The following is a 23259-nucleotide window of genomic DNA, read 5'->3' as shown; positions in this document are numbered from 1 at the left end:
CGGAGATCGCCCGCTCTTCTAACCTGATGAGCTAGTCCCCACAAGGAAGCGATCACTCGATGACCGACGGAGAAGCACGCGCCGGCGTGCTGTCCAAACGCGCGCTCGTGATCGCCTCACACGCCGTGGAAAGAGCCGCGCTCGCCGAGGGCACGGACGAGAACATGGTCGTTCTCGCGCTCTTCCAGCGGCTGCCCTACTTCGAGCGGGAACGCGAGGTCTACGCCAGGATCGCCCGGCGCGCGGCCGTGACCGTCGTCGGCATGGTCGACTCCGGGCGCCCGGATCTCCCGCACGGCGTGACCCCGGTGCTGCTGCGCTCCGAGGAGAACCTCGCCCGCGAATGGTCGGTCGCGGTGCTCACCCCGACCTTCGGCGGCTCGGTCGTCGCCCAGGATCTCGACGACGTCGATCCGTCGGCGACGTCGGTCGAAGCGGCACGGCGGTTCCAGGGCCGCTGGGGTTTCCGCCGTGACGAGGCGTACGCCGAGGTCGTCCGGCTGCGCGACGCGCTCGGCGACCGGCTGCCGCCCACCGCGCGGATCAAGATCGACGAGGTCCTCAAGAGCGTCACGACCCCGGCGGCGGCGCCGGTGGAGAACCGAGCCGAAGCGGCCTTGCGCCATCTCGCCGGCCGGCTGGAACGGCAAGCGCCGCCGAAGCCGGTGGAACCGGCCCTCGCCACCGATCCCGACACCGGGCTGGCGACCATGGCCGGGATCTCGGGCTGGCTGGGCGCGTCGACCGACACCGTCCCGCTCGGCCTGATCCTGATCACCGTCGACGACCTCGACGAGGTCGGGCGGCGCCACGGCAACCGGGTCAAGATGCACACCGAGCAGAACATCGCGGACCTGATCCGCGAGGATCTCCGGCCACTCGACCGGGCGGTCCGGCTCGGCAACGCCGAATTCCTGCTCGTGCAGCCCGCGCTGGAGTCGGCCGACCTGACCGAACGCAGCCTGCGCCTCGAACGACGGCTCGGCGCGCTCCACACCACTTACCCGTTCGTGGATCTGCACCCGCGGACGACGACCATGCTCACCCGGAAGCGGCCGCTGCCCGTGAACTCCCTGCGCGCCCAGCTGAAGACGGTTCCGACGGCGGTACTGTGGCCGCCCAGCCACGGCATGCTCCCGACGCCGAACGGCAACGGTTCGCCCTGGTTCCACTGATACCGTCCCCACGGTGAAAACCGTCCTGGACGCGATAGACCCGCGCGAGGCCTTGACGATCCTCGGCCCTTCGAAGGCCAAGATCCGAGGCGGTGACGCGGCCGGAAAGACCAGTGCCGCCTGGCCGGAACCGCTGCTTCGCGCACGGGCCGGCGTCCTGGCGAAATCCAAAGTAGACGGTGGCGGAGTACGGCCCGCGTGGCTCCGCTACAGCGGGCACTTCTACCGGAACGTCGGCGGCGCGCTGGGCGAGGCCGCCGGAAGCGGGCGGCTCCTCATCCTCAGCGGCGGCTACGGAATCCTGCGCGCCGACGAGCCGATCCCCTACTACGACCGGAAGCTGAAGCTCAGCGATTGGCCGCCCGGCGTGCTCGAAGCCACCGTCATCGAGGAGGCCCGGCGAATCGGCGCGACGAAGGTGGTCACGTTCGTGTCCGCCAGCGCCGACTACGCGAAGCTGGCCCGGCGAATCCCGTGGAGCTCCACCGAAATCGAGGGCGTGCTGGCGACGATCGACTTCCATGGCGGTGGCGCACAGGTAGAGGTGCCCCGGCGGCTGGCTCAGGCTTTCGGCGCGTGGTGGCACCGATCGCCGTCGGGCTATCCGCCGGGTCTGGTCACCGAGGTAGTGGCCTGACTCGGCGTCGCCCTTACGGCCAGCGGGCTTCGGAAAGCGCCAGCGCGGCACGGAGGAACGCCTTGCGGTCGGCGGCGGGCAACTGCCCGAGCAGACGTTCCTCCTGCTCCTGGATCTGCGCCTGGGCCGACCTTCGCGCGGCGCGGCCGGTGTCGGTGATCCCCAGCAGCCGGACCCGGCGGTCCTTCGGATCCGGCTCACGGGTGATCAGGCCGTCCTCCTGGAGCGTGTCGAGGGTGCCGATGATCCGGGTCTTGTCGGCGCCGATCGCCTTGGCGAGCGCGGCCTGCGTGCGGACGGGCCCGTCGTCGAGGGCGCTCAGCACCACGTAGCCCCACATCGTCAACCCGTGCTCGGCCAGCACCGGCGTCTCGGCGTTCATCAGCCTGCGCATCAGCCCGCCGAGCATCGCCGCGAGGTCCGGCCTCCCTTGCTCCGCCATGCGCAGACCATACCGACCGAAGCCGCGGAACCGGTTGACGAACTCGTATGCAGGCGTAGATGATGTGCTTATGCCTATCGATGAACTTCGCCTTCTCGACGCCATCGTGACCCGGACCAGCCTGGACCTGGTCACCAAGATCACCCCCGCGGACCTGACCAAACCGACCCCGTGCAGCGCCTGGACCGTGCACGGCCTGCTGGCTCACATGACCACTCAGCACCACGGCTTCGCCGCCGCGGCCGACGGCGAGAGTGACCTCGGCCACTGGCGGCTGCTCCCGCTGGGCGACGACCCCGTCGAGACCTACCGCGCCTCGGTCAACCGGGTGCTGAACGCCTTCGTCCCCCACGACCTCGCCGACCGGAAGTTCGCGCTTCCCGAGTTCTCCACCGAAGTCACCTTCACCGCGGAGCAGGCCCTCGGTTTCCATTTCGTGGACTACCTGGTGCACTCCTGGGACGTGGCCAAGAGCCTCGGCCTGCCGGTGAAGTTCGACCAGGAGGTGCTCGACGCGGGACTGAAGTTCGCCGAGTCGATCCCGGACGACCAGAACCGGAAGACGCCGGGCGCCGCCTTCGGACCGGCGGTGGACGCGACGGGACCGTCCGACCTGGACACGATCGTCGCCCTGCTGGGCCGTTCCCCGTCGTGGCCGGACGTCACACCCCGGGCTTGACCGGCACCGCTTCGAGAATCCGGGCGGTGACCAGTTCCGGCTTCTCCAGCGAGAGTCCATGAGTGGTCTTGGGCACGACCTCGACGCGAAGGTGCGGGCTCAGGGACTCGAGCCGGGCCGCCACCGCACGGCTGTCGTGGATGGCACTGCGTTCGGCGACGACGATCCGGGTGGGTACGTCGATCGCGTACAACTCGTCGTCGCCGAACAGGTGCATCTCGGGTAGCTGCTGCTTGTATTTGAGCGCACTGAAAAGCAAAGGCCGCACGGTGTGCCGCACGTCCGGATCGCCGGACGCCACCAGCCGGAGGAGCCATTTCGGCAGGAACCAGCGGAAGATCTCCCGGAAGCTCCACCAGATGAAGCTGCGGCCGATCACGCCGAACCCCGCGGCTTCGATGGTGACCACGCCGGCGATCCGGTCGGTCGTCCGGGACGCGAGATTCAAGGCGAGCCAGCCACCTCGCGAAACACCCGCGAGATAGACCTTTTCGTGGCCGGTTCCCGCGAGCACGCCGTCGATCACGTCCGCGAGCCAATCCGCGCAGTCCTCAGTGGACTCGATGGGCGCGGTCTGGACCGATCGCCCGGGCTCTCCGATCGTGTCGACGGCGTGGACCCGGTGCCGGGCGGCGAGTTCGGCGATATGCGGATACCAGGACAACGACGTGCCCATCGTGCCGGGAAGCACCACGATCGGCGGACCGTCTTCGGGACCACAACGCCGGACGCGCGTCGGGCCGAATCTCGTCTCGATGTCCAGCTCCTCGGCGGGAACCGGCCACTTCCCCAGGATCTCGTCATAGGTGGCGGAAAAACGTACTGCCGCCTTCTTGTCCGTGAACTCCCCCAACATCGGACCTCCTCGAAGTTTTTATGGTGCACTTGCACCATAACAGCGGACGGCCACTCCGGCCAGCCCCCGGCGACATGGCAGAGTGATCGCGTGCCGAAACGTGTCGACCATCAAGAGCGCAGGCGCGGGATCGCGGAGGCGCTCTTCCGGATCGCCGCCGTCCAGGGCCTGCAGGCGGTCACGCTGCGCGCGGTGGCCGCGGAGGCGGGCATTTCGATGAACCTGGTCCAGTACTACTTCCCGACCAAGGAGGAGATGCTGCGCTTCGCCTGGCGGCGGATGGTCGAACTGACCATGGAGAGCGCCGGCAAGACCGTCGGCGAGGCGATGACGACCGAAGACGAGCGCACCATCGTGCGCGCTTATCTCACGGCGGTCCTGCCGGAAGGCGAACGCGCCCGCATGCTGGCCGCCGTCCAGATCGCGTACTTCGCCGTGGACGTCACGCGCGGCAGCCAGGATCCCGACCAGGAACCACTACTGCCCCATCTGGTCCACGCGATCACCGGACTGCTTCGGAAAGCCCAGGAGAAGGGCGACGTCCCGGCCCGCCTCGATCCCCGGCTGGAGGCGGACTCGCTCGCGACGATGTCGGCCGGCCTCGTCACGGCGATCATGGTCGACGCCTACACCGCGGAACAGGCGGCGGAGATCGTCGACTACCGGCTCGACGGAGTGTTCAGCGGCGGTCGATGAGCATCTCGATGCCGTCGAGGATGCGGCCGAGACCGAACTCGACGTCGGCTTCCTCGATCCCCTCTTCGCCGTACGCCTCGCCGGAGATCACGGCGGCGACGCGCGCGTAGCCGCGCCCCTGGAGATGCGGCCCGAGAAACCCGCTCAGCGCCTGGACCTGCTCGGGAGGGTTCGCGTTCACGTCCCGGAGCAGGGAAGCGGTGCTGCGCACCCAGCCGTCGACCAGGACCGCGCAGCCCATCACGTCCTGGGCGCCCAAACCTGAGTCCGCCATTCCCTCCAGGAAGTTTTCCAGCCACCCCAACAGATTCGGCGTGGTCGGCGCGCCGCGCACCGGCAAGTCGATCAACCAGGAATGACGGCGGCTGCGTTCGAGAAGGGCGCGAGCCCAGGCCGTGACCGCGGCACGCCAGTCACCGGACGACGGTTCCGGCGGCGGCCCCCAGGCCGCGTCGGCGACGAGGACGAGCAGTTCCTCTTTGGAGCTCAGGTAGCGGTAGAGCGCGTTCGCGGTGATGCCGAGCCGCTTGGCGATCGACGGCATGGACAGCGCCGCGTAACCCTCCGCGTCGGCCTGCGCGATGGCCGCGTCGACGATCTGTTCGAGGCTGTACCCCGGCTTCGGTCCACGCCGGGGCGCCGGGGTGTAGCCCCAGGCCAGCGCGGTGCCCGGCGGCAGCAACTCGATCTCGACGTCGTCCATCGGGGCATTGTTGCACTCAAAAACGGTAAAGGCATACACTGTTCATGGCATACACAGTTAGCTGACGAGTCGGGGGATCGATCATGACCGAACCGAACAGGCGGAACGTGCTCCGCGGGGCCGCCGCTTTGGCCATCGGCGGAGTCGCCGCGACCTACGCGAACACCGGGTCCGCCGCGGCCGCGCCTTCCCCTTCGATCGGCACGGCGAAGGAGCGCTTCCCGTTCATCGAGGGCGCTTTCGCACCCGCGAAGGAGGAAGTGACCGCGTTCGGCCTGCAGGTCACCGGCCGCATTCCGAAGGACCTCTGCGGGCGGTACCTGCGCACCGGGCCGAACGTCCTCGGGCTCGAGGATCCGCGCGCTCACCACTGGATGATGGGTGAGGGGATGGTGCACGGCGTCCGGCTGCGCGACGGGAAGGCCGAGTGGTACCGCAACCGCTGGGTGCGCTCGTCCGGTGTCGCGGCGAAGCTGGGTGAGCGATACCCGTGGCCGGTGCCCGCCGAGGATTTCGCGCCGAACACGCACGTGATCGGCCACCACGGCCGGATCCTCACCTTGCAGGAGTCCGGCGCGCCGGTGTACGAACTCGACGGTGAGCTGAACACGGTGGGGCCGTTCGATTTCGGCGGCTCGCTGGAGGGTTCCTACACCGCGCACACCAAGTTCGACGCCCAAGCCGACGAGCTGCACGCGGTGACCTATCACCCGACCTGGGACCACGTACGGCACCTGATGGTCGACCGGACCGGCCGCGTCGTGCGGACCACCCGGATCCCGGTCTCCGACAGCCCGATGATGCACGACTTCGGGCTCACCCAGAACTACGTGGTCGTCTTCGACGTGCCGGTCACCTTCGACCCGCAGCCCGGCAAGGTCGTGCCCTACAAGTGGAACACGGACCACCCGGCCAGGGTGGGGGTGATGAAACGCGACGGCGGCCCGGTCCGCTGGTTCGGCGTGGATCCGGTGTTCTACTCGCATACGCTCAACGCCTACGAGCAGGGCTCCACGGTGGTGGTCGACCTGACCACCATGCCGGCGCCGTTCGAGGTGGCGGGCAAGCGGGGCTTCGGCGGCCCGTCGGCGTCGGGCCCGCCGGTGCTGGAGCGCTGGACGATCGACCTCGCGAAGGGACGGGTGCGGCGGCGCGTCCTCGACGACCGGCCGCAGGAGTTCCCGCGGGTCAACGAAAGCCTGGTCTCACGGCGGCACCGGTACGGCTACTCGGCATCGCCGGGTGAGCTGTTCGACGTCTACCTGGACAAGCCCGCCAACTCCTTCGGCAACGCGTTGATCAAGCACGACCTCCGGAACGGGCGCTCGGAAGTCCACCGCTTCGGCAGGGACGCCGACGCGAGCGAAGCGGTCTTCGTGCCATCAGCCCGCAGCAAGTCCGAAGACGACGGTTACGCCCTCGCCTACGTGAACAACCCTGACCGCAACGCCTCGGACCTCGTGATCCTCTCGGCGCAGGACTTCACCGCGAAGCCGCTGGCCCGCATCCATCTGCCGAGGCCGGTGCCGCTGGGCTTCCACGGGAGCTGGATCGCCGACTGACTGGCCGGGCGGTCGCCGGTCAGCAGGCGACCGCCCCTCGGCTCACACCCCGGCGAGCACCTCCTCCAGCGCGACGGCGGTGCCCGGATACCGTTCCAGCAGCGCCAAGCCGGTCGGTGCGGCACTCCCCCAGGGTTCGTCGCAGCCCAGCAGGCCGGCCACGGCGTCACAGGTCGCCGGATGTGCCGCCAGCAACGCGAGGGCGCCGCTCCCGGCCTTCCTCGTCAGCGCGAGCGGTTCCGGCTGGTCCTTCCACGGCGGGACCCATTCGTCGAGCGCCGCGAGCCGGCCAGGGAAGATCCGGCCCGCTTCACGGACGAGCAGCGGCACCAGGTCCGCGCCCCGGGACCGCAGCGTGGTGATCAACGTCGGCAGCCACGGCAGCAGCAACCTGTCCGGGAGCTCGGCGAAGGCGTTCGACACCGCCTCGACGACGAAGTCGGCCAGCCCGGGCGCGGGTTCCAGCGCGTGGACGAACCCGCTGAGGTAGCGCGGATAAGCGGGCAGCACCATCGGGTTGGCCAGGAGTTCGGCGCACCGCTCACGCAGTTCCGCACGCGAGAGAGTTCCGAGCTGGACCTGTGCCGCCCACAGCAGCGCCACCTTCGACGGCTCCTGCGGATGCGATCCGGCGATCGCCAGCTCCAGCTGGGTACGGTCGCAACCCAGTGACAGCGCCAGCGCCTCCATGCTGAACAGGAAGCCCAGCATCGCGGCGACCTGCTCGACACCGGCTTCCTCGTCGGCGAAGGCCGCCGGGAGCAGGGTGCAGTAATGCGCGTACCCCGTCCTGACGAAGTCCTCGATCCACTTCGGCAGCACCGGCTCGCTGGTCCGGTAATGCGCCAGCAGCCGCCGCACCCGCCGCAGCACTTCCGGTGCGCCGTCGACAGTGCGTTCGGTGGCCAGCACCTCCAGGGCGCGCGTGCCCAGCTCTCCCGCCAGCCGGGCGCTGCGCAGGTAGAGCGTCGCGTCCTCGACCGCGCCGAGCACTTTCGCCGCGGTGGCCTGCGGATGGTAGGCGGCGCGCCGAAGCCGCTGCTCCAGCACCTGTTCGATGCTGACGCCCTCGTAACCCAGCTCGATCAAGGCTCGCTGGTGGGTGCCCAGCGCCAGATCCCACGACTCCTGGATCGGCCGTTCACCGAGCCGCCGTTCCCCCATGATCGGCCGTGCCGCGCCGTGCGGCATCAGGTACCGCAGCATCCACAGCAGGTCGGAGCACGGCTCCAGCTCCGGCCGCGAAGCGATGTCGAGCAACGCCCGCTGCACACCTCGTTGCTGCAGCTTGAGGTTCAGCGGCTCCAGCCTGTCGTGTACGTCTCGTGCCAGCGGCGGCAACGCGTCGTAGCCGACCTGGCCGATCCGGTCGCCACCCATCATGATCTCGACGAGGCGCCGCACGTCGCGCCTGCCGGGTACGACGTCCTTCTCGATGCAGGTGACCGCCGCGTCCTGGAAGTCGTACGGCGTCGGCTTGGCCCGGTCGCGCAGGCCCGCCAGCAGGATCGAGGTCTCGAACACCGCGATGGCGTCGGCCGTCGACGACAGATAGCCGTTGCGGCGCGCCGCACGCACGATCTCGACCGACCAGCCCAGCAGCTCGGCCTCGTCCAGCCTGTCGAGGACGGGCGGTCGTTGCAGGAAGCCGGAAAGCTGGTCCGCCGACTCAGGATCCGCCGTGGGTGTGGGCAGTTCCGCGGTCTTCTTCCGCTTCGGCCCGCCCACCTGCCCCTCCAGCTGGAACTGCTTCACCTTGGTGCGCTTGAGGTTCTTCGCCCACTCGGTCGCGGCGATCGACACCGATCCCCCGGCGAGGCCGAACTGTGCCTCGATCGACGCGTGACTCGACGGGATCAGCCCGTACTGCCAGCTGCTCTCGCTGCGCGGGCTGATCACGAACCCGTCCGTACCCTCGACGCCGAACTCCGCGACCCGGCTGGCCGCGTGGAAGGCGCCGCAGAGGTAGAGGCAGTCGGCTGGATCGGCACCTGAGGCGGCGAGATGCTCGCGCATCCGGGTCCACATGTAGCGCTCACGGTCCTCGTCCACCCGCACGCGGCGGGTGCCCCCGGGCGCGAGCCGGCGGAACAGGCTGCCGATCAGGAACATGACCTGGCGATAGGTGTCGTGGTCGCTGTCGCCGAGCGGCAGCTCGACGTACTGGTGCCACCACTCCGACCAGTGCCGCACCCGACCGTGCCGCAGCAGGTGTTCCTCCAGCTCGGCGAACCGGGGCCGCAGGTCACCGATCTCGACACCCACCGCGTCGCCGTGCAACGCGGCCTCTTCCTCGGCGGGCGCCGCGTCCGGATCAGGCGACGGCTCACGCTCGTCCCACTGGAAGACGTGATCAGCGGACCGGTCGACGAGCACGAGTTCGACGCCCGGGGTGTCGAGGGCGTACGCGATCGCCTGGTACTCGGCCGACGCCTCGGTGATCGGCGCGACCACCGACAGCGGCGCCCACTCGGCGGGGAATCCCTTCACGTCCGTCGCGAAGGCCTGCACCGCCACCGGAAGACGGCAGTTGCGCAGCTCGGTCAGCAGCGGAGCCATGTCCTCGCACAGTTCGAGGTACACCACCTTCGGCTGCTTCTCCCGCAGCCGCCGCGCCATCGCCACGGCCGAAGCCGGGGAATGGTGGCAGACCGGGAAGATCTCCAAAGGCTCCCGCACCGCGCGATCGACATCGTCGACGAGCCCGAGCAGGATGCCCTCCAGAGCGCCGGGCCCGTCGGCGAAGGCGGCCGCGGCCTCCTGCAACTGGCCGCGCAACGCCTCGAAGGCGCCGCTCACGAGAGGGTGGCGATCGCGTCGCGGCCGCCGTCGAGGAACTCCGGCCAGTCCCCGCCCTCGTCCTTGCTGCGCGGTTCGACGACGCCGTGCAGGTACTTGTTGAGGATCGCGAGGTCTTCCGGCTCACGCCGGGCGAGCGAGCCGACGAGCGAGGACGCGAGTGTGCGGGCGGTCAGCGCGCGTTCCCCGAAGAAGTTGCTGTGCAGGACCGCGTCTTCGAGCACGCCGATCTGCTCGGCGGTGGACAGCGCGGACTCCAGCTTCTCGTCGTCGCTGCCCGCGGACGCGGCCGCGGCGCGCAGGTCACCGAAGCTGCGCAGCAGCACGTCGAGCAGCGTCGGCGGCACGTCCAGCTCGATCTGGTGGCGGCGCAGGAGTTCCTCGGTGCGGAAGCGGACGATCTCCGCCTCGCTCTTCTTGTTCGTCACCACCGGGATGCGGACGAAGTTGAACCGGCGCTTGAGCGCGGAGGACAGGTCGTTGACGCCGCGGTCGCGGCTGTTGGCGGTGGCGATCACGGAGAAGCCGGGCTTGGCGAAGACGATGCCGTCGCTGTCCAGTTCCGGCACCGAGATGTACTTCTCGGAAAGGATGGAGATCAGCGCGTCCTGGACGTCGCTGGTGGACCGGGTCAGCTCCTCGAACCGGCCGATCGAGCCCGCCTCCATCGCCGTCATGATCGGCGACGGGATCATGGACTCGCGGGACTGGCCCTTCGCGATGACCATGGAGACGTTCCACGAGTACTTGATGTGGTCTTCGGTGGTGCCGGCGGTCCCCTGCACGACGAGCGTGGAGTTACGGGAGATGGCCGAGGCCAGCAGTTCGGCGAGCCAGCTCTTGCCGGTGCCGGGGTCGCCGATCAGCAGCAGGCCACGGTCGGAGGCGAGTGTGACGATGGCTCGCTCGACGATGCTCCGGTCGCCGAACCACTTCTGCGAGATCTCGCGGTCGAGGCCGTCGGCACGCTCGGAACCGAGGACGAACAGGCGCACCATCTTCGGCGACAGGCGCCAGGCGAACGGCTTGGGGCTGTCGTCGACCGATTCCAGCCAGTCCAGCTCTTCGGCGTACTTGATTTCGGCGGGGGCGCGCAGCAGGTCGGACATGTCTTGCCTTTCGGGGAGGTTCAGGAGGTGAGGAAAGTCTTGAGTTCGTGGACGAGCTTGGTGATGTGGCCGGAGATCACCGGTGTGCCGAGGTCCTTGAAGCGCTCGCGGAACCACGGGTTCACGCTGCCTCGGCCGGCGCTCGTGACCGAGCCGACCGGGATGAACTTCGCCCCGGAGCGGTGGATCGCGGCCATGCTTTCGAAGAGCTGCTCGACGCGGGTCTCGTAGAAGTCGGAGATCCACACCACCACGGTGTTGGTGGGTTCGGCGATCTTCGGCTGGGTCAGCCCCATCGCGACCATGCCGTCGTTGCCGCCGCCGAGGTTGGTGCGCAGCAGGGTCTCGAACGGATCGTGCACCCACGGGGTGAGGTCGAGCGCCTGGGTGTCGTAGGCGATCAGGTGGACGTCCACTTTGGGCAGTCCGGCGAAGATCGAGGCCAGCACGGCGCAGTTGACCATCGAGTCGACCATGGAACCGGACTGGTCGACCACCGCGATGAGCCGCTGTGGCGTGGTCTTCTTCGCGGTCTGCTTGTAGTAGAGCCGATCGACGTAGAGCCGCTCCTCTTCCGGGCTCCAGTTGGTCAGGTTCTTCCAGATGGTGCGGTCGAGGTCGAGGTTGCGGAACACACGCTTGGGCGGGACCGAACGGTCCACCTTGCCTGTCGAGGCCTTCTCGACCTGGGTGCGCAAGACCTCCGCGATCTCGTCGACGTAGCGGCGGATCAGCGACTTGGCGTTGGCCAGCGCCACTCCGGACAGGTTGTCCTTGTCCCGCAGCAGTTGTTCGATGAGGGACATGCTCGGGCTCAGCTTCGCCGCGAGCGCGGGATCGGCGAGGACCTCACGCAGATGCATCCGCTTGACGAGGTCCGCCTCGATGCCGGCGAGGTCCGGGCCGATCGCCGGGAGCAGCGTGCTCAAGTCGGGAGTCCCGCCTCCGCCGGTGCCACCCAGCCCGGTCGGGGCTCCGCCAGGACGACCTCCGCGCAGCTCACCCGGGCGGCATCCCAGCGCGCGTTCGAGCCAGCCCGCGTCTGCCTGCCAGCAGGACAGCTGACCGGCCGTCACCGTGTGCGGGGCCGGGGCGAAGACGTTGAGCAGCACCTTCGACACCAGCGCCGCACGCCGCACCTCCGCGGCCTTGTCCCGGCTGCCCTCGGCTTCGGGGACCATCAGCCCGTCGAACTCGGCGGCGAGTTCCGGATGCCGCTGGACGACCGAGTCCACGGCGACGTTCGGGTCCAGCAAGGCCGACGGCAGGCCGATGTCCTCGACCACGGCCACACTCGCCGATTCGAGCGCGGCCTGCTCCTCGCCGTCGAAGAGCCGGGCGAGCAGCCGCCAGTACAGGACCTGGCGGCGGTTGTCCTCGGATTCGGTCATTTCCGCAGCAACCTTCCGGCGCGCTCGCGCAGCACGGCCGCGGCGTCGGTGGCCGCCTTCTCGGCTTTCACCCCGGCCTTGTCCTCCGTGCCTCCGGCCCAAGCTCCGGCGTGCACAGCCGTGGTCTTCTTGCGCACAGTGGTCTCGACCGCGAGGGGCTGGAGTCGGAACTCGCCGTCCCACCGGATCAGGCCGATGCACGCGCTGGACGTCGCGATCGCCTTCGGGGTCAGCGGCCCGGCGGCGGGGATGCGGTCGGTCTCGACGGAAAGGTGACTCCCGGCGAACGTGAACGAGAGCGCGTCGTCGTCGCCTTCGATTCCATAGCCCTCGAGGAACACTGGTACCGCGATGCGCACCGGATGCCGATCGAGTGGCACGACTGTCGGCGCGGTGGCTTTCGGCAGTACGACACGCGCGGTGGAGAACGCGTCCGCGGGCTCGCCGAGACGAGCATGCTCGTCCTGCCAGAGAAGGTCGCCCTCGGCGGTGACCGACATGCCGGCGAGATCCATCGAGCGGCCCTCGCTGACCGCCGTGAGCAGGGAAAGATGCGGGCGCAGCAGCTGCCAGATCCCGGCGCCGATGATCGTGTCCGGCTTGGGCACCGTCACACTCGCACGCACGAGCCGCGGCGCGGTGCCGTCTTCGGGTTCGAGCACAGCGTGGACCTGGGCCTGCGCGGCCGTCGAGTGTTCCAGAAGGTCGACGCCCAGCGGCAACAGCCGGCCGGTGACGGTCTCGATCGCGGGCGCCGCCGCCACCCCGGGCAGGGTCAGCAGCATCCCGCGCGACCACAGGTCACCCCAGCGCCGGACGGGAACGCGCTCCAACGCCGCACCCGGGCAGGACGCCGCGAGTTCCGCCGCGAACCCGTCGAGCAGAACAGCCAACCGGCGCAAACTCGGTTCCGCGAGCAACGCGGAGATCACCGGAGCCGAGGCGGAGATCAAGTCGTGGTCGATGCCCTGCCAGCCGGCACGGACCAAATCGGACAGCCAGGACCGAGCGGCGGCCAGCAGGTTCGGTGATTCCGGCTCGGACGGCTGCCGGATGGCTTCCTCGCCCGACGGCCGACCGGTCGCCTCCGCGATGCGCGTGAGGACGGCGTCGTGCACGGAGCCGAACACCGCGACCCTCGCCGCGGCAAGGGAAACGAAGTGCTCCTCCCCCGCCGCTGCGGCCGCGGTCTTCTCGGCCGCTTCGGCGACCCTCGTCGCCAGCGGCGACCCCGCGACCGCATTGGCCAGCTCGGTCAGACCTGCGGTCTTCTGAGGACGAAGCAGCCCCGAGACAAGCACGTCATCGAAGGCGTCGACAGCCGCCAGCGCCTCGTCGAGACCAGCGATGGGATCGGTGAGCAGATCGGTGCGCATCACACCACCGCCCTGGTCGGCGGGAACCACTGCAGCTCCGGCACCGGCGCCGTGGACGCCTCGAATTCCAGGTAGGCCAGGTGCCGCAGGAATTGGCTGAACACGGACGCGGCGGCGGTGTTGTCGCCCTGCGACGGCCGAGTCGCGCTCATGGTCTGCGAAAGGGCCTGCGCAGTCGGTTCCGGAACGTCGACGCGCAAGTACCGCGCGACGCGCTCAGCACCGTACTGAAGGGTGGATTCGTTGAGCAGAGCGAGAATATGGTTGCAGAACATGCCCCGCGCGCCGCCGCAAGGCCGATTGTTGTTGGTGCTACAGGCGAATTCGTACGTGCTCGCCGCGACCGACGAGACGTACACCCGCCCGATGTCCGAGCCGCTGGACACCACGCCCTGCACTTGTCCGTCGGCCAGTTCGACGAACGGAACCTTCGCGAGCTTGCGCGGGCGGGCAGGTGGCAACACCCGGGCCGTGCTCGCTCTTTCCCAGTCTGACAACGCATCTTCTCCTTGCGGGGTGCCTCGGTGGGGACTGGGAAGAACCTAGCGGGAGGCACCGACAGTTTTGATCACATCCGGAGTTTTGCGAGCTGAGCCGTCAGATCCGCGAGGTCGTCCGCGTAGAAGTCGAAGCGGTCCGTCTCCGACGGCGGGTCCCCGATCGGCCGGGCGACGTACGCGGTGCGCAGACCGACGCTCTGCGCTCCCCTCAGGTCCCACGCGTGGGCGGCGACCATCAGCAGCCGCTCCGGTTTCGTCTTGGTCAGTTCGACTGCCAGCCCATAGACGGCCGGGTCGGGCTTGTAGGACTGCACCTCTTCGGCGGAGAGGGCCTGATGCCAGCGGAGACCCGCGTAGGCGTTCATCCGGAGCAGGGTCGTCCGGCTGGCGTTGGAGAGGCCGATCAGCGGGTAGTGCTCCGCCAGCTTGTTGAGCCCTTCGACGGTGTCGGGCCAGGGCGGCATCCTGCGGCCCGCTGCCGCGAGCGTGTCCGACTGGGCGGCTTCACGGTCGAGGACATCACTCGGGGTGTATGGCCTGTCACCATCGACAATGCGCCGCTGCTCGGTTGCGACGTGGCCGAGCCACTGCTTGACCAGCTCGTCCGCGTCGGCGTCCGGCGTGGCCTGCCGGATGGCCGCGCGGATCCCAGCCGGTTCGTCGACGAGCGTGCCGAGTATGTCGAACACCAACGCGTCGATCTGCACGAGCAACCTCCAGGTAAGGGTTAAAGTGGTGGTTAACCGCAAAGGTACGAGAGGTTGGTAAGGGATGCAAGTGGCGTTAGACGATTACGTCTGGGCGGCGGGCGTCGCTACCGACCTGGTCAACACCGCCCCCGAGGTCTGGCACGGCGAAGACCACCTGCCCGATCTGGCCGCGCTCAGCGCCTTCGCAGACCTTCACTCGATACATACGCCCGCCCACATCAGCGATCTGCGCGCCGTGCACCGGCTGCGCACCACCGTGCGGGATCTGATCGATCATCCGGACCGAACGCGCCTCATGACTGGCGCTTCTGCCCTCACCTCACCCGTCACTCAAATCACCCTGACCGACAGCGCACGATGGGCCGTTTCGCTTCAGCCGGACACGAGGGTCACGGACGCCCTGTCCCTGATCTGCGGCGTCGGCATCCTCCGCGTCGTCCAGACTCTCGGCGTCGAACGGTTCCGCGGATGTGGCGCCCCTGCCTGCCAGGGTGCTTTCATCGACACGACACGACCCGGAGGGCGTCGCTATTGCATGCCAGGCCTCTGCGGAAACCGCGTCAACGTCGCCAACCACCGCGCACGTCGGGCCATGGACAGGTAGCTTGCAGCCAATTTCGGGCAGTTTAACCATTCTGCGCTAAGAGCCCAACGAAGATCCGGCCTCATTTTAATCCAAAAAAGGCAGCCCACTCACGCGCTTTGCAATACCCGCGCAAGCCAATGGGTCTCGACTGATCATTGCCGGCTGCCCAAGTGCCAAGAGCTGGTGGCAGGCGGGTCAGGTTCGGGGGTGTCGCAGGCCGGGGCGGCGTTGCTGCTGAGAACGGCCGAACCGGTCGGGCTGATCACGACATTGCCGAGGGTGTTGTCGCCGTGGCGGAAACCCTCGCAGTGCACGATCCTGGCAAGATCGTGTGGGATCTGGCGGTCGCGCTGGGCGGTGATTGCGTGGCCGACATCGGCCTGGCACGGGTCGAGCCGGGCATGTTTGGGCTGGCGGCCTCGGATCCAACCGTGTCGCGGCTGATCACCGCGCCGGCCGAGGATCCGCGTAAGGCGGTGCGCGCCATCCGCGGCATGGGAATGCGCCGATGATCCGCTGATCATCGATCTGGACGCGACGTTGGTGACCGCGCGCTCGGACAAGGAACGCGCCGCACCGAATTTCAAGCAGGGCTTCGGGTTTCATCCGCTGGGCGCGTGGGTCGACCATGGTGCCGACGGCACCGGCGAGCCGCTGGCGATCATGGTGCGGCCGGGAAACGCCTGTTCCAACACCGTGGCCGACCACCGGCAGGTCTTGGCGCGGGCATTGACGCAGTTGCCGTTCGAACCGGGATATCGGGTCGGCCAGAAATCATCGGCCCGCAGGCCTCGACGCTGATCCAGCCGGCGATCCAGGCGATGAGCTTCGGCCTGGACGCGCGAAGCATGGCGCGCGGCCAGTACTGGATTCACCCGGCGATGCCGGAGTTGATCGAGAACGCGCTGCCGAACCTGCCGCTCGACTGACCTTTCCGTCACGTTCGACGTGATCGCCGATCGCGTGTTAAATGGGAATCGTGCGCGCACTCTTCGCGACCTCCCCCGGTCTTGGCCACGTGTTCCCGACGATCTCCCTGGCACACGCGCTGCGTGCCGCCGGCCACGAGGTGCTGATGGCGACCGCGGGCGGCAAGGAGGCCGCGAACGCCGGCCTGCACGTCGTGGACACCGCGCCGGGTGTCGACATCAGCGCGGTGTTCCAGCAGGCGGCCAGCGAGCAACCCGAGGGGTTCGACTACAGCACGGACGTCGACACCGAGAAGGGGTTGGAGTTCGTCGGCGCGATCTTCGCCAAGTTGTCCGGCGTGTCGGTGGACCTGACCATGTCGGTGGCCGAATCGTGGCGGCCGGACGTGGTCGTGTACTCGTCGATGGAGGGCACCGGGCCGCTGGTCGCCGCGAAGCTCGGCGTGCCGGCCGTGTCGCACGGCTTCGGGTTCGCCGACGAGGCGTCGATGACCGAGGCGATCTTCAAGAAGATGGTCGAGGAACGCGAACGGCATGGCGTGCAAGAGTTTCCCGAGGTACGCGAGTCGATCGACGTGGCGCCGCCGAGCATGGTCGACCGGCCGGTGCGCGGCTGGCCGATGCGGTACGTGCCGTACAACGGAGGCGGCGTGCTGCCCGAGTGGGTGCTCGAACGGCCCGCGCGTCCGCGCGTCGCGGTGACACTCGGCACGGTGCTGACCCAGGTCGGCGCGCTCACGTCGTTGACCAAACTCGTCGACGTGGCACGGCATCTGGACGCCGAGTTCGTACTCGCCCTCGGCGACGCGGACCCGTCGCCACTGGGAGAACTGCCGGAGAACGTGCGGGCGGCCGGGTGGGTGCCGCTGTCCGCGCTGCTGCCGACCTGCGCGGCGCTGGTGCACCACGGCGGGGCCGGCTCGACGCTGACCGCGATCGACGCCGGAGTCACGCAGCTCGTGCTGCCGCACGGCGCCGACCAGTACATGAACGCGGACGCCGTGGCGCGGCGCGGGCTCGGTCTGCGTTCGGAGCCGGATCAGGTGGACGCCGAGCTGATCGACCGCCTGCTCACCGACCCGGGACTGGGCCGGGCCGCCTCCGAGGTGGCCGACGAGATCGCGACGCTGCCGAGGCCCGCCGACCTCGTATCGAAAATCGCCGGCCTCGCCTGACTTTGCCAGGTGTGCACACCGTGGCGTGCACAAATGGCGAGGCTGGGCACGGCATGTTACGCGCCTGATTCAACAACTACCTCTAGCAGGGCAGACAACACGAAGACTGGGCCTTCCTCAGCAAGCGCCGAGGAAGGCCCAGTTGCAACCCAAGGATCAGACGCCGGCCACCTGCTGGATCCAGGGCCGGTACCGCGTGATGTTCGTGTAAGCGGTCGTCGTCTGCCGGTCACTCGTCGACGCGACGCCGACCTGCTGGCCGGAAGCGAACATCGGGCCACCCGAGTCCCCGCCGGCGGTGATGCCGTCGCCGCGGCTCGCGCACACCGCGACGCCGCCGTTGTAGTCACGGCACGAGACGGACGTGACCCGCACGTTCGCGACCTTCAGGTAGCGCGACTGACAGTTGATCTCCGAGCCGCACTGGCTGGTGGCGCCCCAGCCGTAGACCTGCACGGTCTGCCCGTTCGAGACGCTGGCGGTGGTGCCCAGCGGCGAGTAGGTGGCGTTGACGGACGTCGTCAGCTTCACGATCGCGAGGTCCGCGCTCGCGTGGCGGGTCACGGTCGAGCCGGTGGCCATGGTGCCACCGCTCTGCTGGTCGAGGCTGCCGATCCGGAAGGTGAACGTCCCGCCGCCGGCCACACAGTGCTTCGCGGTCAGGATGTACTGCGGCGCGATGATCGTCGAGGTACACGTTTGCCGGCCGTTGGCGAAGAGTCTGGCCGCCCAGGGGCCGCTCGACGCGTTCTGGCCGCCGATGATCATCGGCTGGACGCCGGAGGACGGTTCCGCGGCGGACGCCACGGGGGCGGTCACGCCGAGCATCGCAGCGAAGGCGGTGCCGGCGATCAGGGCGAATGAGCGCAGTCGCATGGTTCCGACTCATTTCTGCGGCGTGGAACAGGGCCGCGTACCGAGGGAAGGATGGGCTGATTCTGGGACGCGGCAGGGGAAATCGGACACCTTCGAAAGTCGGGTGGAAGGTACCTATCTTTCCGTTTCGATCACCGTTAGGTGTTTGCTCCAGGTATGCGGGCCATGCGGTCGATGTCGGCGCAAGCCGAATGGCCCGGTCAGTGTCCGTCCACTTGAGACGAATGGCGGCATAACCCTGGGGACATAACCCGAACTCGAGGGTTCCGGATCAGGCACCGATCACGCCAGAATCGGCACCATGACCGCAGCACAGTGGACCCCGACCTACGGCGACCCCTTCGAGCCGGTGCCCTACCGCCCAGCCCGCCTTTCCGCGGAAGAATCGCTGGCCACCGCCGCCGATCTGCGCCGCCGCATGGACACCCGCCGCACCGTGCGGATGTTCTCGACCGACCCGGTACCCGAGCAGGTGCTCGTCGACGCCATCGCGGTGGCCTCGACCGCGCCCAGCGGAGCGCATCAGCAGCCGTGGACGTTCGCGCTCATCAAGGACGACGCGACCAAACAGCGGATCCGCGACGCCGCCGAAGAGGAGGAACGCGTTTCCTACGAGGGCAGGCTCGGCGAGGAGTGGCTGTCCGCCTTGCGCCCGCTGGGCACCGACGCCGTCAAGACCCACCTCACCGACGCCCCGTACCTCATCGTCGTCTTCCAGCAGCGCTACTTCCTCGACGAAGACGGCACCAAGCACAAGCACTACTACGTCGACGAGTCGGTGGGCATCGCGGTCGGCATGCTGCTCACGGCGTTGCATCTGTCCGGGCTGGCCGCGTTGACGCATACGCCGTCGCCGATGCGGTTCCTCGGCGAGCTGCTCGATCGGCCGCAGAACGAGAAGGCGTTCGCGGTCATCCCGGTCGGCTATCCGGCGGACGACTGCGTGGTGCCGAACCTGGTGCGCAAGTCCATCGACCAGGTGCTGATCCGTCGCTGAACCCACGCGTGACCCGGGTGCCGCGCGCACCCGGGTTGCGCGAAGCGGCGATGAACACACAGTCAAACTGCGCATTAGTGCAGTTTTGTGCTCACTTTGACGCATCTCTTGACATATCTGGCGGCGATTGGACACAGTCGGGCAACCGAAGGCGACACGAAGGAGTGTTCTTCATGGCCGACCTGCCCTCTGTCTCCCGGCGGACCCTGTTCGGCGGCGCGCTCGCCGCCGGGGCGCTCGCCGCGATCCCGACGAGCGCCACCGCCGCGGAAGAGGCCACCGGAGCGGAAAGCGCGCCCCGCCGGCCTGGTCAGCGCAGCATGATCGGGGTGCCCTTCGAACGGCACCAGACCGTCCGGATCGGCATGATCGGGCTCGGCAACCGCGGGATGTCCATGATCGGCGGGTGGAGCGCCGTCCCGGGCGCCGCGGTCACCGCGGTCTGCGACATCCGCGCCGAGCGCGCGAAGGCCGCCGCGGACAAGCTCGCCGCCGACGGGCGTCCACGCCCGGCCGAGTACGGCGGATCCGCCGACGCCTTCAAGAAGATGCTCGCCCGCGACGACATCGACCTCGTCTACATCGCCACCCCGTGGGAGTTCCACTATCCGCAGGGCAAGGCCGCGCTGCTGGCGGGCAAGCACGTCGGCGTCGAACTGCCCATCGCCACCGAGCTCGACCAGCTGTGGGACCTCGTCAACACCAGCGAGCAGACCCGCAAGCACCTGTTCCTCGCCGAGAACTGCAGCTACGGCCGCAACGAGCTCGCGATCCTCAAGATGGCGCACGCGGGCGTCTTCGGCGAAGTCACCAACGGGCACGGCGGCTACCTGCACGACCTGCGCGAACTGCTGTTCTCCGACACGTACTACACCGACGCGTGGCGCCGGAAGTGGCACACCCGCAGCACCGCGAGCTTCTACCCGATGCACGGTCTCGCCCCGATCGCCGCCTGCATGGACGTCAACCGCGGCGACCGGTTCGCCACGCTGCGCGCCACGGCGACCGAGCCGAAGGGGCTCGCCGACTACCGGAAGCGCCACATGCCGCCGGGCCACCCGTCGTGGAAAGAGACCTACATCAACGGCGACCTGGTGACCTGCCTGATCGAGACCGAGCAGGGCCGGATCATCCGCGCGGAGCACGACGTCAGCTCGCCGCGTCCGTACAGCCGCATCAACAGCCTCGCGGGCAGCCGCGGCATCGTGGAGGACTACCCCGAGCGGATCTACCTCGAACCCGACCACGGCGGGCACGCGTGGAAGGACTTCAAACCGTACCGCGAGCAGCACGACCACTGGCTGTGGAAGAAGCTCAAGGACGACCCGAACCTCGGCGGTCACGGCGGTATGGACTACGTGCTGCAGTGGCGGATCGTGCAGCAGCTGCGCGCCGGGCTCGTCCCGGACATCGACGTCTACGACTCCGCGGCGTGGTGCTCCCCCGTGCCGTTGAGCGTGATCTCGCTGGCCCGCGGCGGGAAGCCGGTCGCGATGCCGGACTTCACGCGCGGCGCCTGGTCGAAGCCCCGGGCCGGGCTCGACTCGCAGCCTTCGGACATGCCCGGCTAGGGCATCCCCCGCAGGTAGACCGCCAGCGGCCTGGCGAACTGTCCGACGCTGGCCGGCGTGCCCGCCTCGACGCCGTCGAGCGAGCGCGCGCCGGCGAAGCGGTCGAACAGCAGCCCTTCGATCAGGCTGACGAGGTCCGCGCTCGCGGTCTCGGGATCGGACGCGCCGAGAGCTTCACACAGCCGTGTCGCGTGCTCGCGGGAAAACAGTGCACGCGCGAGGACCGCGTGGAGTTCGGGGAAGCCGGAGAGTTCGATCGCCAGCGCGTAGCGGGCGGTGACGTGATGGCGGCGGCCGACCAGGAGATCGTCGAGCCAGGCCGCCATCGCGTTCGCCGCGGCGGTCCGGCCGCCGACGGCGGTGTGCGCCAGGCCGGTCAGCTGGAAGCGGTGTGCCGACGTGTCCGAGATATGCCGGACCACCGCTTCCAGCAACGCCTGGCGTGTGCGGAAGTAGTACGACGTCGAGCCGCGCGGCAGGTCCAGCCGGACGTCGACGGCGTTGTGCGTCAGGCCGCGGATTCCTTCGGACGCGAGGATCGCGGTCGCGGCCTCGGCGATGAGGGTCCGCCGGTCAGTTCGCTCCACAACGGACCTTTCCCTCGGACAACGCGGTGAGCCTGCTCCGGATCCGGTCGAGGTCCGGGACTGCGGGCGGATCGCGGAAGAGTTCGTCCACCGACGCCCGCGCGTGGACGTTCAGTTCGACGCCCGCGTCGACGAGGATGTCGATCAGGACGCGGAACCGCATCGTGGCGTCGGCGCCCGCCGATCTCAGCGGCGGCACGCCGGTGATGGTCAACCGGCGGTGGCGCGCGGCCAGGTCGAGGTAGTCCCGGGTGGACAGTTCCGTGGTCGCGCAGAGCTGATCGAAACCGAACGTGACACCCGCCGTCGCCACCTCCGGCATGCCGACGACGAACCGGCCAGGCCTGCTCCCAGGACGGCGATAGTCCGTCTCGCCGTCGAGGTGCACGACGTCGACGTGTGCTCGCAGAGCGGTCACGACGGCCTCGATCTTGTCGTGGAAGAGCGGATCCGGCAGCAGGCCCTCCGGCGGATAGTTCGACGTCGCGACCAGCGTGATCTCGCGCGCGAACACCGTGTTGAGCAGTCGTTCCAGCAGCTTCGCGTCGCCGATGTCGTGCAAGTGGAACTCGTCGACACACACCAGCGCGCACCGGTCCAGCACGGCGGCGACGGCCCGGTCGATGCCGCCCAGTTCGTGCGCGGTGGACTGCAAATGCGCGAGCAGGTGATGCAGATGCCATCTGCTCTTGCGGACGGGCGCGGCGGCATGGAACGCGTCGAGCAGCATCGTCTTGCCGCGCCCGACGGGACCCCACAGATAGACACCGCGCTCGCGGCGCGTGACCTCGTCCAGCCTGGCCGCGACGACGGCCTGACCGGAGTCCAGCTCTATGTCCATAGAGGAAGCCTCTACGAACATAGAGGGGCAGGCAAGCGAAGGTGATCCAGGGGACAGTCAGCCGCCGGCCGTGTAGCGGGGAACGACCCGGAACACCCGCAGGTCCCTGGGTGTCCCCTTGGCCCGGAAGTTCCGGCGCGGGCGCACGGTGAAGGCGTCCTGGTCGAGTTGTTCGACGACGCTGGCGCTGGCCAGCACCTCGTCGCCGTCCGCGGCGGCCATGATCCTGGCCGCGATGTTGACGTCGACACCGAGGTAGTCGTTGCCGACCCGCTGCGGATTCCCTCGATGCAGCCCCGCGCGCAGATGCGGCAGGTAGCCCTCGGCCTTGATGACGCCCACGGCCGAACAGGTCTCGTAAGCGGCGTTCACCGCCTCGTCCGGGTCGGCGAACACGGCCATCACGCCGTCACCGAGCCCTTTGACGATGCTGCCGCGGTGCCCGGTGACGACCGACTCGGTCACCTTGGAGACCGAACGCAGGAGTTCCAGCACGCGCTCGTCACCGGCCCGCAGTGCCCAGGTCGAGAAGCCGACCAGATCCGTGAACAGCACCGTGATGCCCTCCGCGGACATCGGCCGGGCGCCGGACCGCCGGACGGCCTGCCAGGCCTGGACCGCGGCCAGCCCCAGCTCACGGGTGGCGCTGGGCCGGTCGGCGCCCGCCTCGGTGAGCAGCCGCGCGAGCCTGTCGGACGAGCGGCCCGTCGCGGGCGTCAGCGGGTCGTTCTCCCCCGGGACGAGACCCCGGAGGAACCGAGCCCCGCGCACCAGTTCGCCGCGCTGGTCCGTCGCCCGCAGGAACCGGCGGGTCCGGAGGTGCCACGGCTCGGGTCGTTCGGTCACGCCCAAGACCCTAGTCCTTCGCCTCGCCGGCCGAGCACCTGTCACCCGGGTGACAAGAAATCGGCGGCCGATTCCCCTTTCCTCCTTCGAATGACAATTGCCGATCGCGCAATTCCGCATACACGTGACAAGATCAACGCGTAAAGAAAACGCGAGAGCCGTTTCCCTTTCCTCGTTGGTGACTTTCCACCTAGATTCGGGATCGAGCCCATTCAA

The 23259-nt window shown here is 68.8% G+C and carries 22 protein-coding genes and 2 pseudogenes; 11 read left to right on the top strand and 13 right to left on the bottom strand.

Annotated features, from left to right (window positions below; all coding sequences use genetic code 11):
• The first annotated feature begins 59 nt into the window (after positions 1-59).
• Positions 60-1175, top strand: a complete 1116-nt coding sequence (locus AB0N89_RS03195; RefSeq protein ID WP_364199633.1) for a DICT sensory domain-containing protein — start codon at positions 60-62, stop codon at positions 1173-1175.
• Between the two features lie 13 nt (positions 1176-1188).
• Positions 1189-1812, top strand: a complete 624-nt coding sequence (locus AB0N89_RS03190; RefSeq protein WP_364199631.1) for a hypothetical protein — start codon at positions 1189-1191, stop codon at positions 1810-1812.
• 13 nt (positions 1813-1825) lie between these two features.
• Here the strand turns inward: AB0N89_RS03190 and AB0N89_RS03185 are convergent, their stop codons facing one another.
• Positions 1826-2254 carry a MarR family winged helix-turn-helix transcriptional regulator gene (locus AB0N89_RS03185; RefSeq protein WP_364199629.1) on the bottom strand — a complete coding sequence of 143 codons (429 nt, stop codon included), beginning with the start codon at positions 2252-2254 and terminating at the stop codon, positions 1826-1828.
• A gap of 70 nt (positions 2255-2324) precedes the next feature.
• Between AB0N89_RS03185 and AB0N89_RS03180 the strand changes: the two genes are divergently transcribed.
• Positions 2325-2933 (top strand): TIGR03086 family metal-binding protein, encoded by a 609-nt coding sequence (locus tag AB0N89_RS03180; protein WP_364199627.1) that lies wholly within the window; start codon positions 2325-2327, stop codon positions 2931-2933.
• Here the strand turns inward: AB0N89_RS03180 and AB0N89_RS03175 are convergent.
• Positions 2917-3789, bottom strand: coding sequence for an alpha/beta hydrolase (locus AB0N89_RS03175; RefSeq protein ID WP_364199625.1), 873 nt, complete (start codon positions 3787-3789; stop codon positions 2917-2919). The two genes, AB0N89_RS03180 and AB0N89_RS03175, sit on opposite strands and share 17 nt — an antisense overlap.
• 90 nt (positions 3790-3879) lie before the next feature.
• On the opposite strand from AB0N89_RS03175, the gene AB0N89_RS03170 reads away from it, so the two are divergent.
• On the top strand, positions 3880-4485 hold the full coding sequence (locus AB0N89_RS03170; RefSeq protein WP_364199623.1) for a TetR/AcrR family transcriptional regulator: 606 nt from the start codon (positions 3880-3882) through the stop codon (positions 4483-4485).
• Here AB0N89_RS03170 and AB0N89_RS03165 read toward each other — a convergent pair.
• Positions 4469-5188 carry a TetR/AcrR family transcriptional regulator gene (locus AB0N89_RS03165; protein WP_364199621.1) on the bottom strand — a complete coding sequence of 240 codons (720 nt, stop codon included), beginning with the start codon at positions 5186-5188 and terminating at the stop codon, positions 4469-4471. The two genes, AB0N89_RS03170 and AB0N89_RS03165, sit on opposite strands and share 17 nt — an antisense overlap.
• 83 nt (positions 5189-5271) lie before the next feature.
• Here AB0N89_RS03165 and AB0N89_RS03160 point away from each other — a divergent pair, with 83 nt between their 5' ends.
• Entirely contained in the window at positions 5272-6750 is a 1479-nt protein-coding gene (locus AB0N89_RS03160) for a carotenoid oxygenase family protein (protein WP_364199619.1), read from the top strand.
• Between the two features lie 42 nt (positions 6751-6792).
• Here the strand turns inward: AB0N89_RS03160 and AB0N89_RS03155 are convergent, their stop codons facing one another.
• From AB0N89_RS03155 to AB0N89_RS03130, 6 genes are all read right to left on the bottom strand, one after another.
• Entirely contained in the window at positions 6793-9549 is a 2757-nt protein-coding gene (locus tag AB0N89_RS03155) for a hypothetical protein (protein ID WP_364199617.1), read from the bottom strand.
• Positions 9546-10658, bottom strand: coding sequence for an AAA family ATPase (locus tag AB0N89_RS03150; RefSeq protein WP_364199615.1), 1113 nt, complete (start codon positions 10656-10658; stop codon positions 9546-9548). The genes AB0N89_RS03155 and AB0N89_RS03150 overlap by 4 nt, the downstream gene beginning before the upstream one ends.
• Before the next feature lie 20 nt (positions 10659-10678).
• Entirely contained in the window at positions 10679-12049 is a 1371-nt protein-coding gene (locus AB0N89_RS03145; RefSeq protein WP_364199613.1) for a VWA domain-containing protein, read from the bottom strand.
• Positions 12046-13425, bottom strand: coding sequence for a hypothetical protein (locus tag AB0N89_RS03140; RefSeq protein WP_364199611.1), 1380 nt, complete (start codon positions 13423-13425; stop codon positions 12046-12048). The genes AB0N89_RS03145 and AB0N89_RS03140 overlap by 4 nt, the downstream gene beginning before the upstream one ends.
• Entirely contained in the window at positions 13425-13922 is a 498-nt protein-coding gene (locus AB0N89_RS03135) for a hypothetical protein (RefSeq protein WP_364199609.1), read from the bottom strand. The genes AB0N89_RS03140 and AB0N89_RS03135 overlap by 1 nt, the downstream gene beginning before the upstream one ends.
• A 71-nt stretch (positions 13923-13993) precedes the next feature.
• Positions 13994-14632 (bottom strand): haloacid dehalogenase type II, encoded by a 639-nt coding sequence (locus AB0N89_RS03130; protein ID WP_364199607.1) that lies wholly within the window; start codon positions 14630-14632, stop codon positions 13994-13996.
• A 70-nt stretch (positions 14633-14702) separates the two neighbouring features.
• On the opposite strand from AB0N89_RS03130, the gene AB0N89_RS03125 reads away from it, so the two are divergent.
• The 4 genes and pseudogenes from AB0N89_RS03125 to AB0N89_RS03110 all read left to right on the top strand — a co-directional run bounded on the left by AB0N89_RS03125 (position 14703) and on the right by AB0N89_RS03110 (position 17325).
• Positions 14703-15239 carry a CGNR zinc finger domain-containing protein gene (locus AB0N89_RS03125; RefSeq protein ID WP_364199605.1) on the top strand — a complete coding sequence of 179 codons (537 nt, stop codon included), beginning with the start codon at positions 14703-14705 and terminating at the stop codon, positions 15237-15239.
• Positions 15240-15376: 137 nt separating this feature from the next.
• Positions 15377-15965, top strand: a pseudogene (locus AB0N89_RS03120) (transposase); the annotation flags it as partial.
• A gap of 29 nt (positions 15966-15994) precedes the next feature.
• Positions 15995-16150, top strand: a pseudogene (locus AB0N89_RS03115) (mycothione reductase); the annotation flags it as partial.
• A 50-nt stretch (positions 16151-16200) separates the two neighbouring features.
• Positions 16201-17325 (top strand): nucleotide disphospho-sugar-binding domain-containing protein, encoded by a 1125-nt coding sequence (locus AB0N89_RS03110; RefSeq protein WP_364199603.1) that lies wholly within the window; start codon positions 16201-16203, stop codon positions 17323-17325.
• 156 nt (positions 17326-17481) lie between these two features.
• On the opposite strand, the gene AB0N89_RS03105 is transcribed toward AB0N89_RS03110, so the two are convergent.
• Complete coding sequence (locus tag AB0N89_RS03105) at positions 17482-18201, bottom strand: trypsin-like serine protease (protein WP_364199602.1); 720 nt, start codon at positions 18199-18201, stop codon at positions 17482-17484.
• Between the two features lie 301 nt (positions 18202-18502).
• Here AB0N89_RS03105 and AB0N89_RS03100 point away from each other — a divergent pair, with 301 nt between their 5' ends.
• Together AB0N89_RS03100 and AB0N89_RS03095 are read left to right on the top strand one after the other, a co-directional pair.
• On the top strand, positions 18503-19198 hold the full coding sequence (locus tag AB0N89_RS03100) for a nitroreductase family protein (protein WP_364199600.1): 696 nt from the start codon (positions 18503-18505) through the stop codon (positions 19196-19198).
• 173 nt (positions 19199-19371) lie between these two features.
• Complete coding sequence (locus tag AB0N89_RS03095) at positions 19372-20769, top strand: Gfo/Idh/MocA family oxidoreductase (RefSeq protein WP_364199598.1); 1398 nt, start codon at positions 19372-19374, stop codon at positions 20767-20769.
• On the opposite strand, the gene AB0N89_RS03090 is transcribed toward AB0N89_RS03095, so the two are convergent.
• The 3 genes from AB0N89_RS03090 to AB0N89_RS03080 are packed head-to-tail and all read right to left on the bottom strand — an operon-like array spanning position 20766 to position 23043.
• Positions 20766-21356, bottom strand: a complete 591-nt coding sequence (locus AB0N89_RS03090) for a TetR family transcriptional regulator (protein WP_364199596.1) — start codon at positions 21354-21356, stop codon at positions 20766-20768. The two genes, AB0N89_RS03095 and AB0N89_RS03090, sit on opposite strands and share 4 nt — an antisense overlap.
• Complete coding sequence (zapE, locus tag AB0N89_RS03085) at positions 21343-22197, bottom strand: cell division protein ZapE (RefSeq protein ID WP_364199594.1); 855 nt, start codon at positions 22195-22197, stop codon at positions 21343-21345. The genes AB0N89_RS03090 and zapE overlap by 14 nt, the downstream gene beginning before the upstream one ends.
• A 57-nt stretch (positions 22198-22254) precedes the next feature.
• Positions 22255-23043: an adenylate/guanylate cyclase domain-containing protein gene (locus tag AB0N89_RS03080; protein ID WP_364199592.1), complete on the bottom strand. Its 789-nt coding sequence runs from the start codon at positions 23041-23043 to the stop codon at positions 22255-22257.
• Positions 23044-23259: the final 216 nt, after the last annotated feature.

It is taken from the genome of Amycolatopsis sp. NPDC089917 (genome assembly GCF_040684635.1).
GTDB lineage: Bacteria > Actinomycetota > Actinomycetes > Mycobacteriales > Pseudonocardiaceae > Amycolatopsis.
This window is presented reverse-complemented; position numbering and strand designations above follow the sequence as displayed.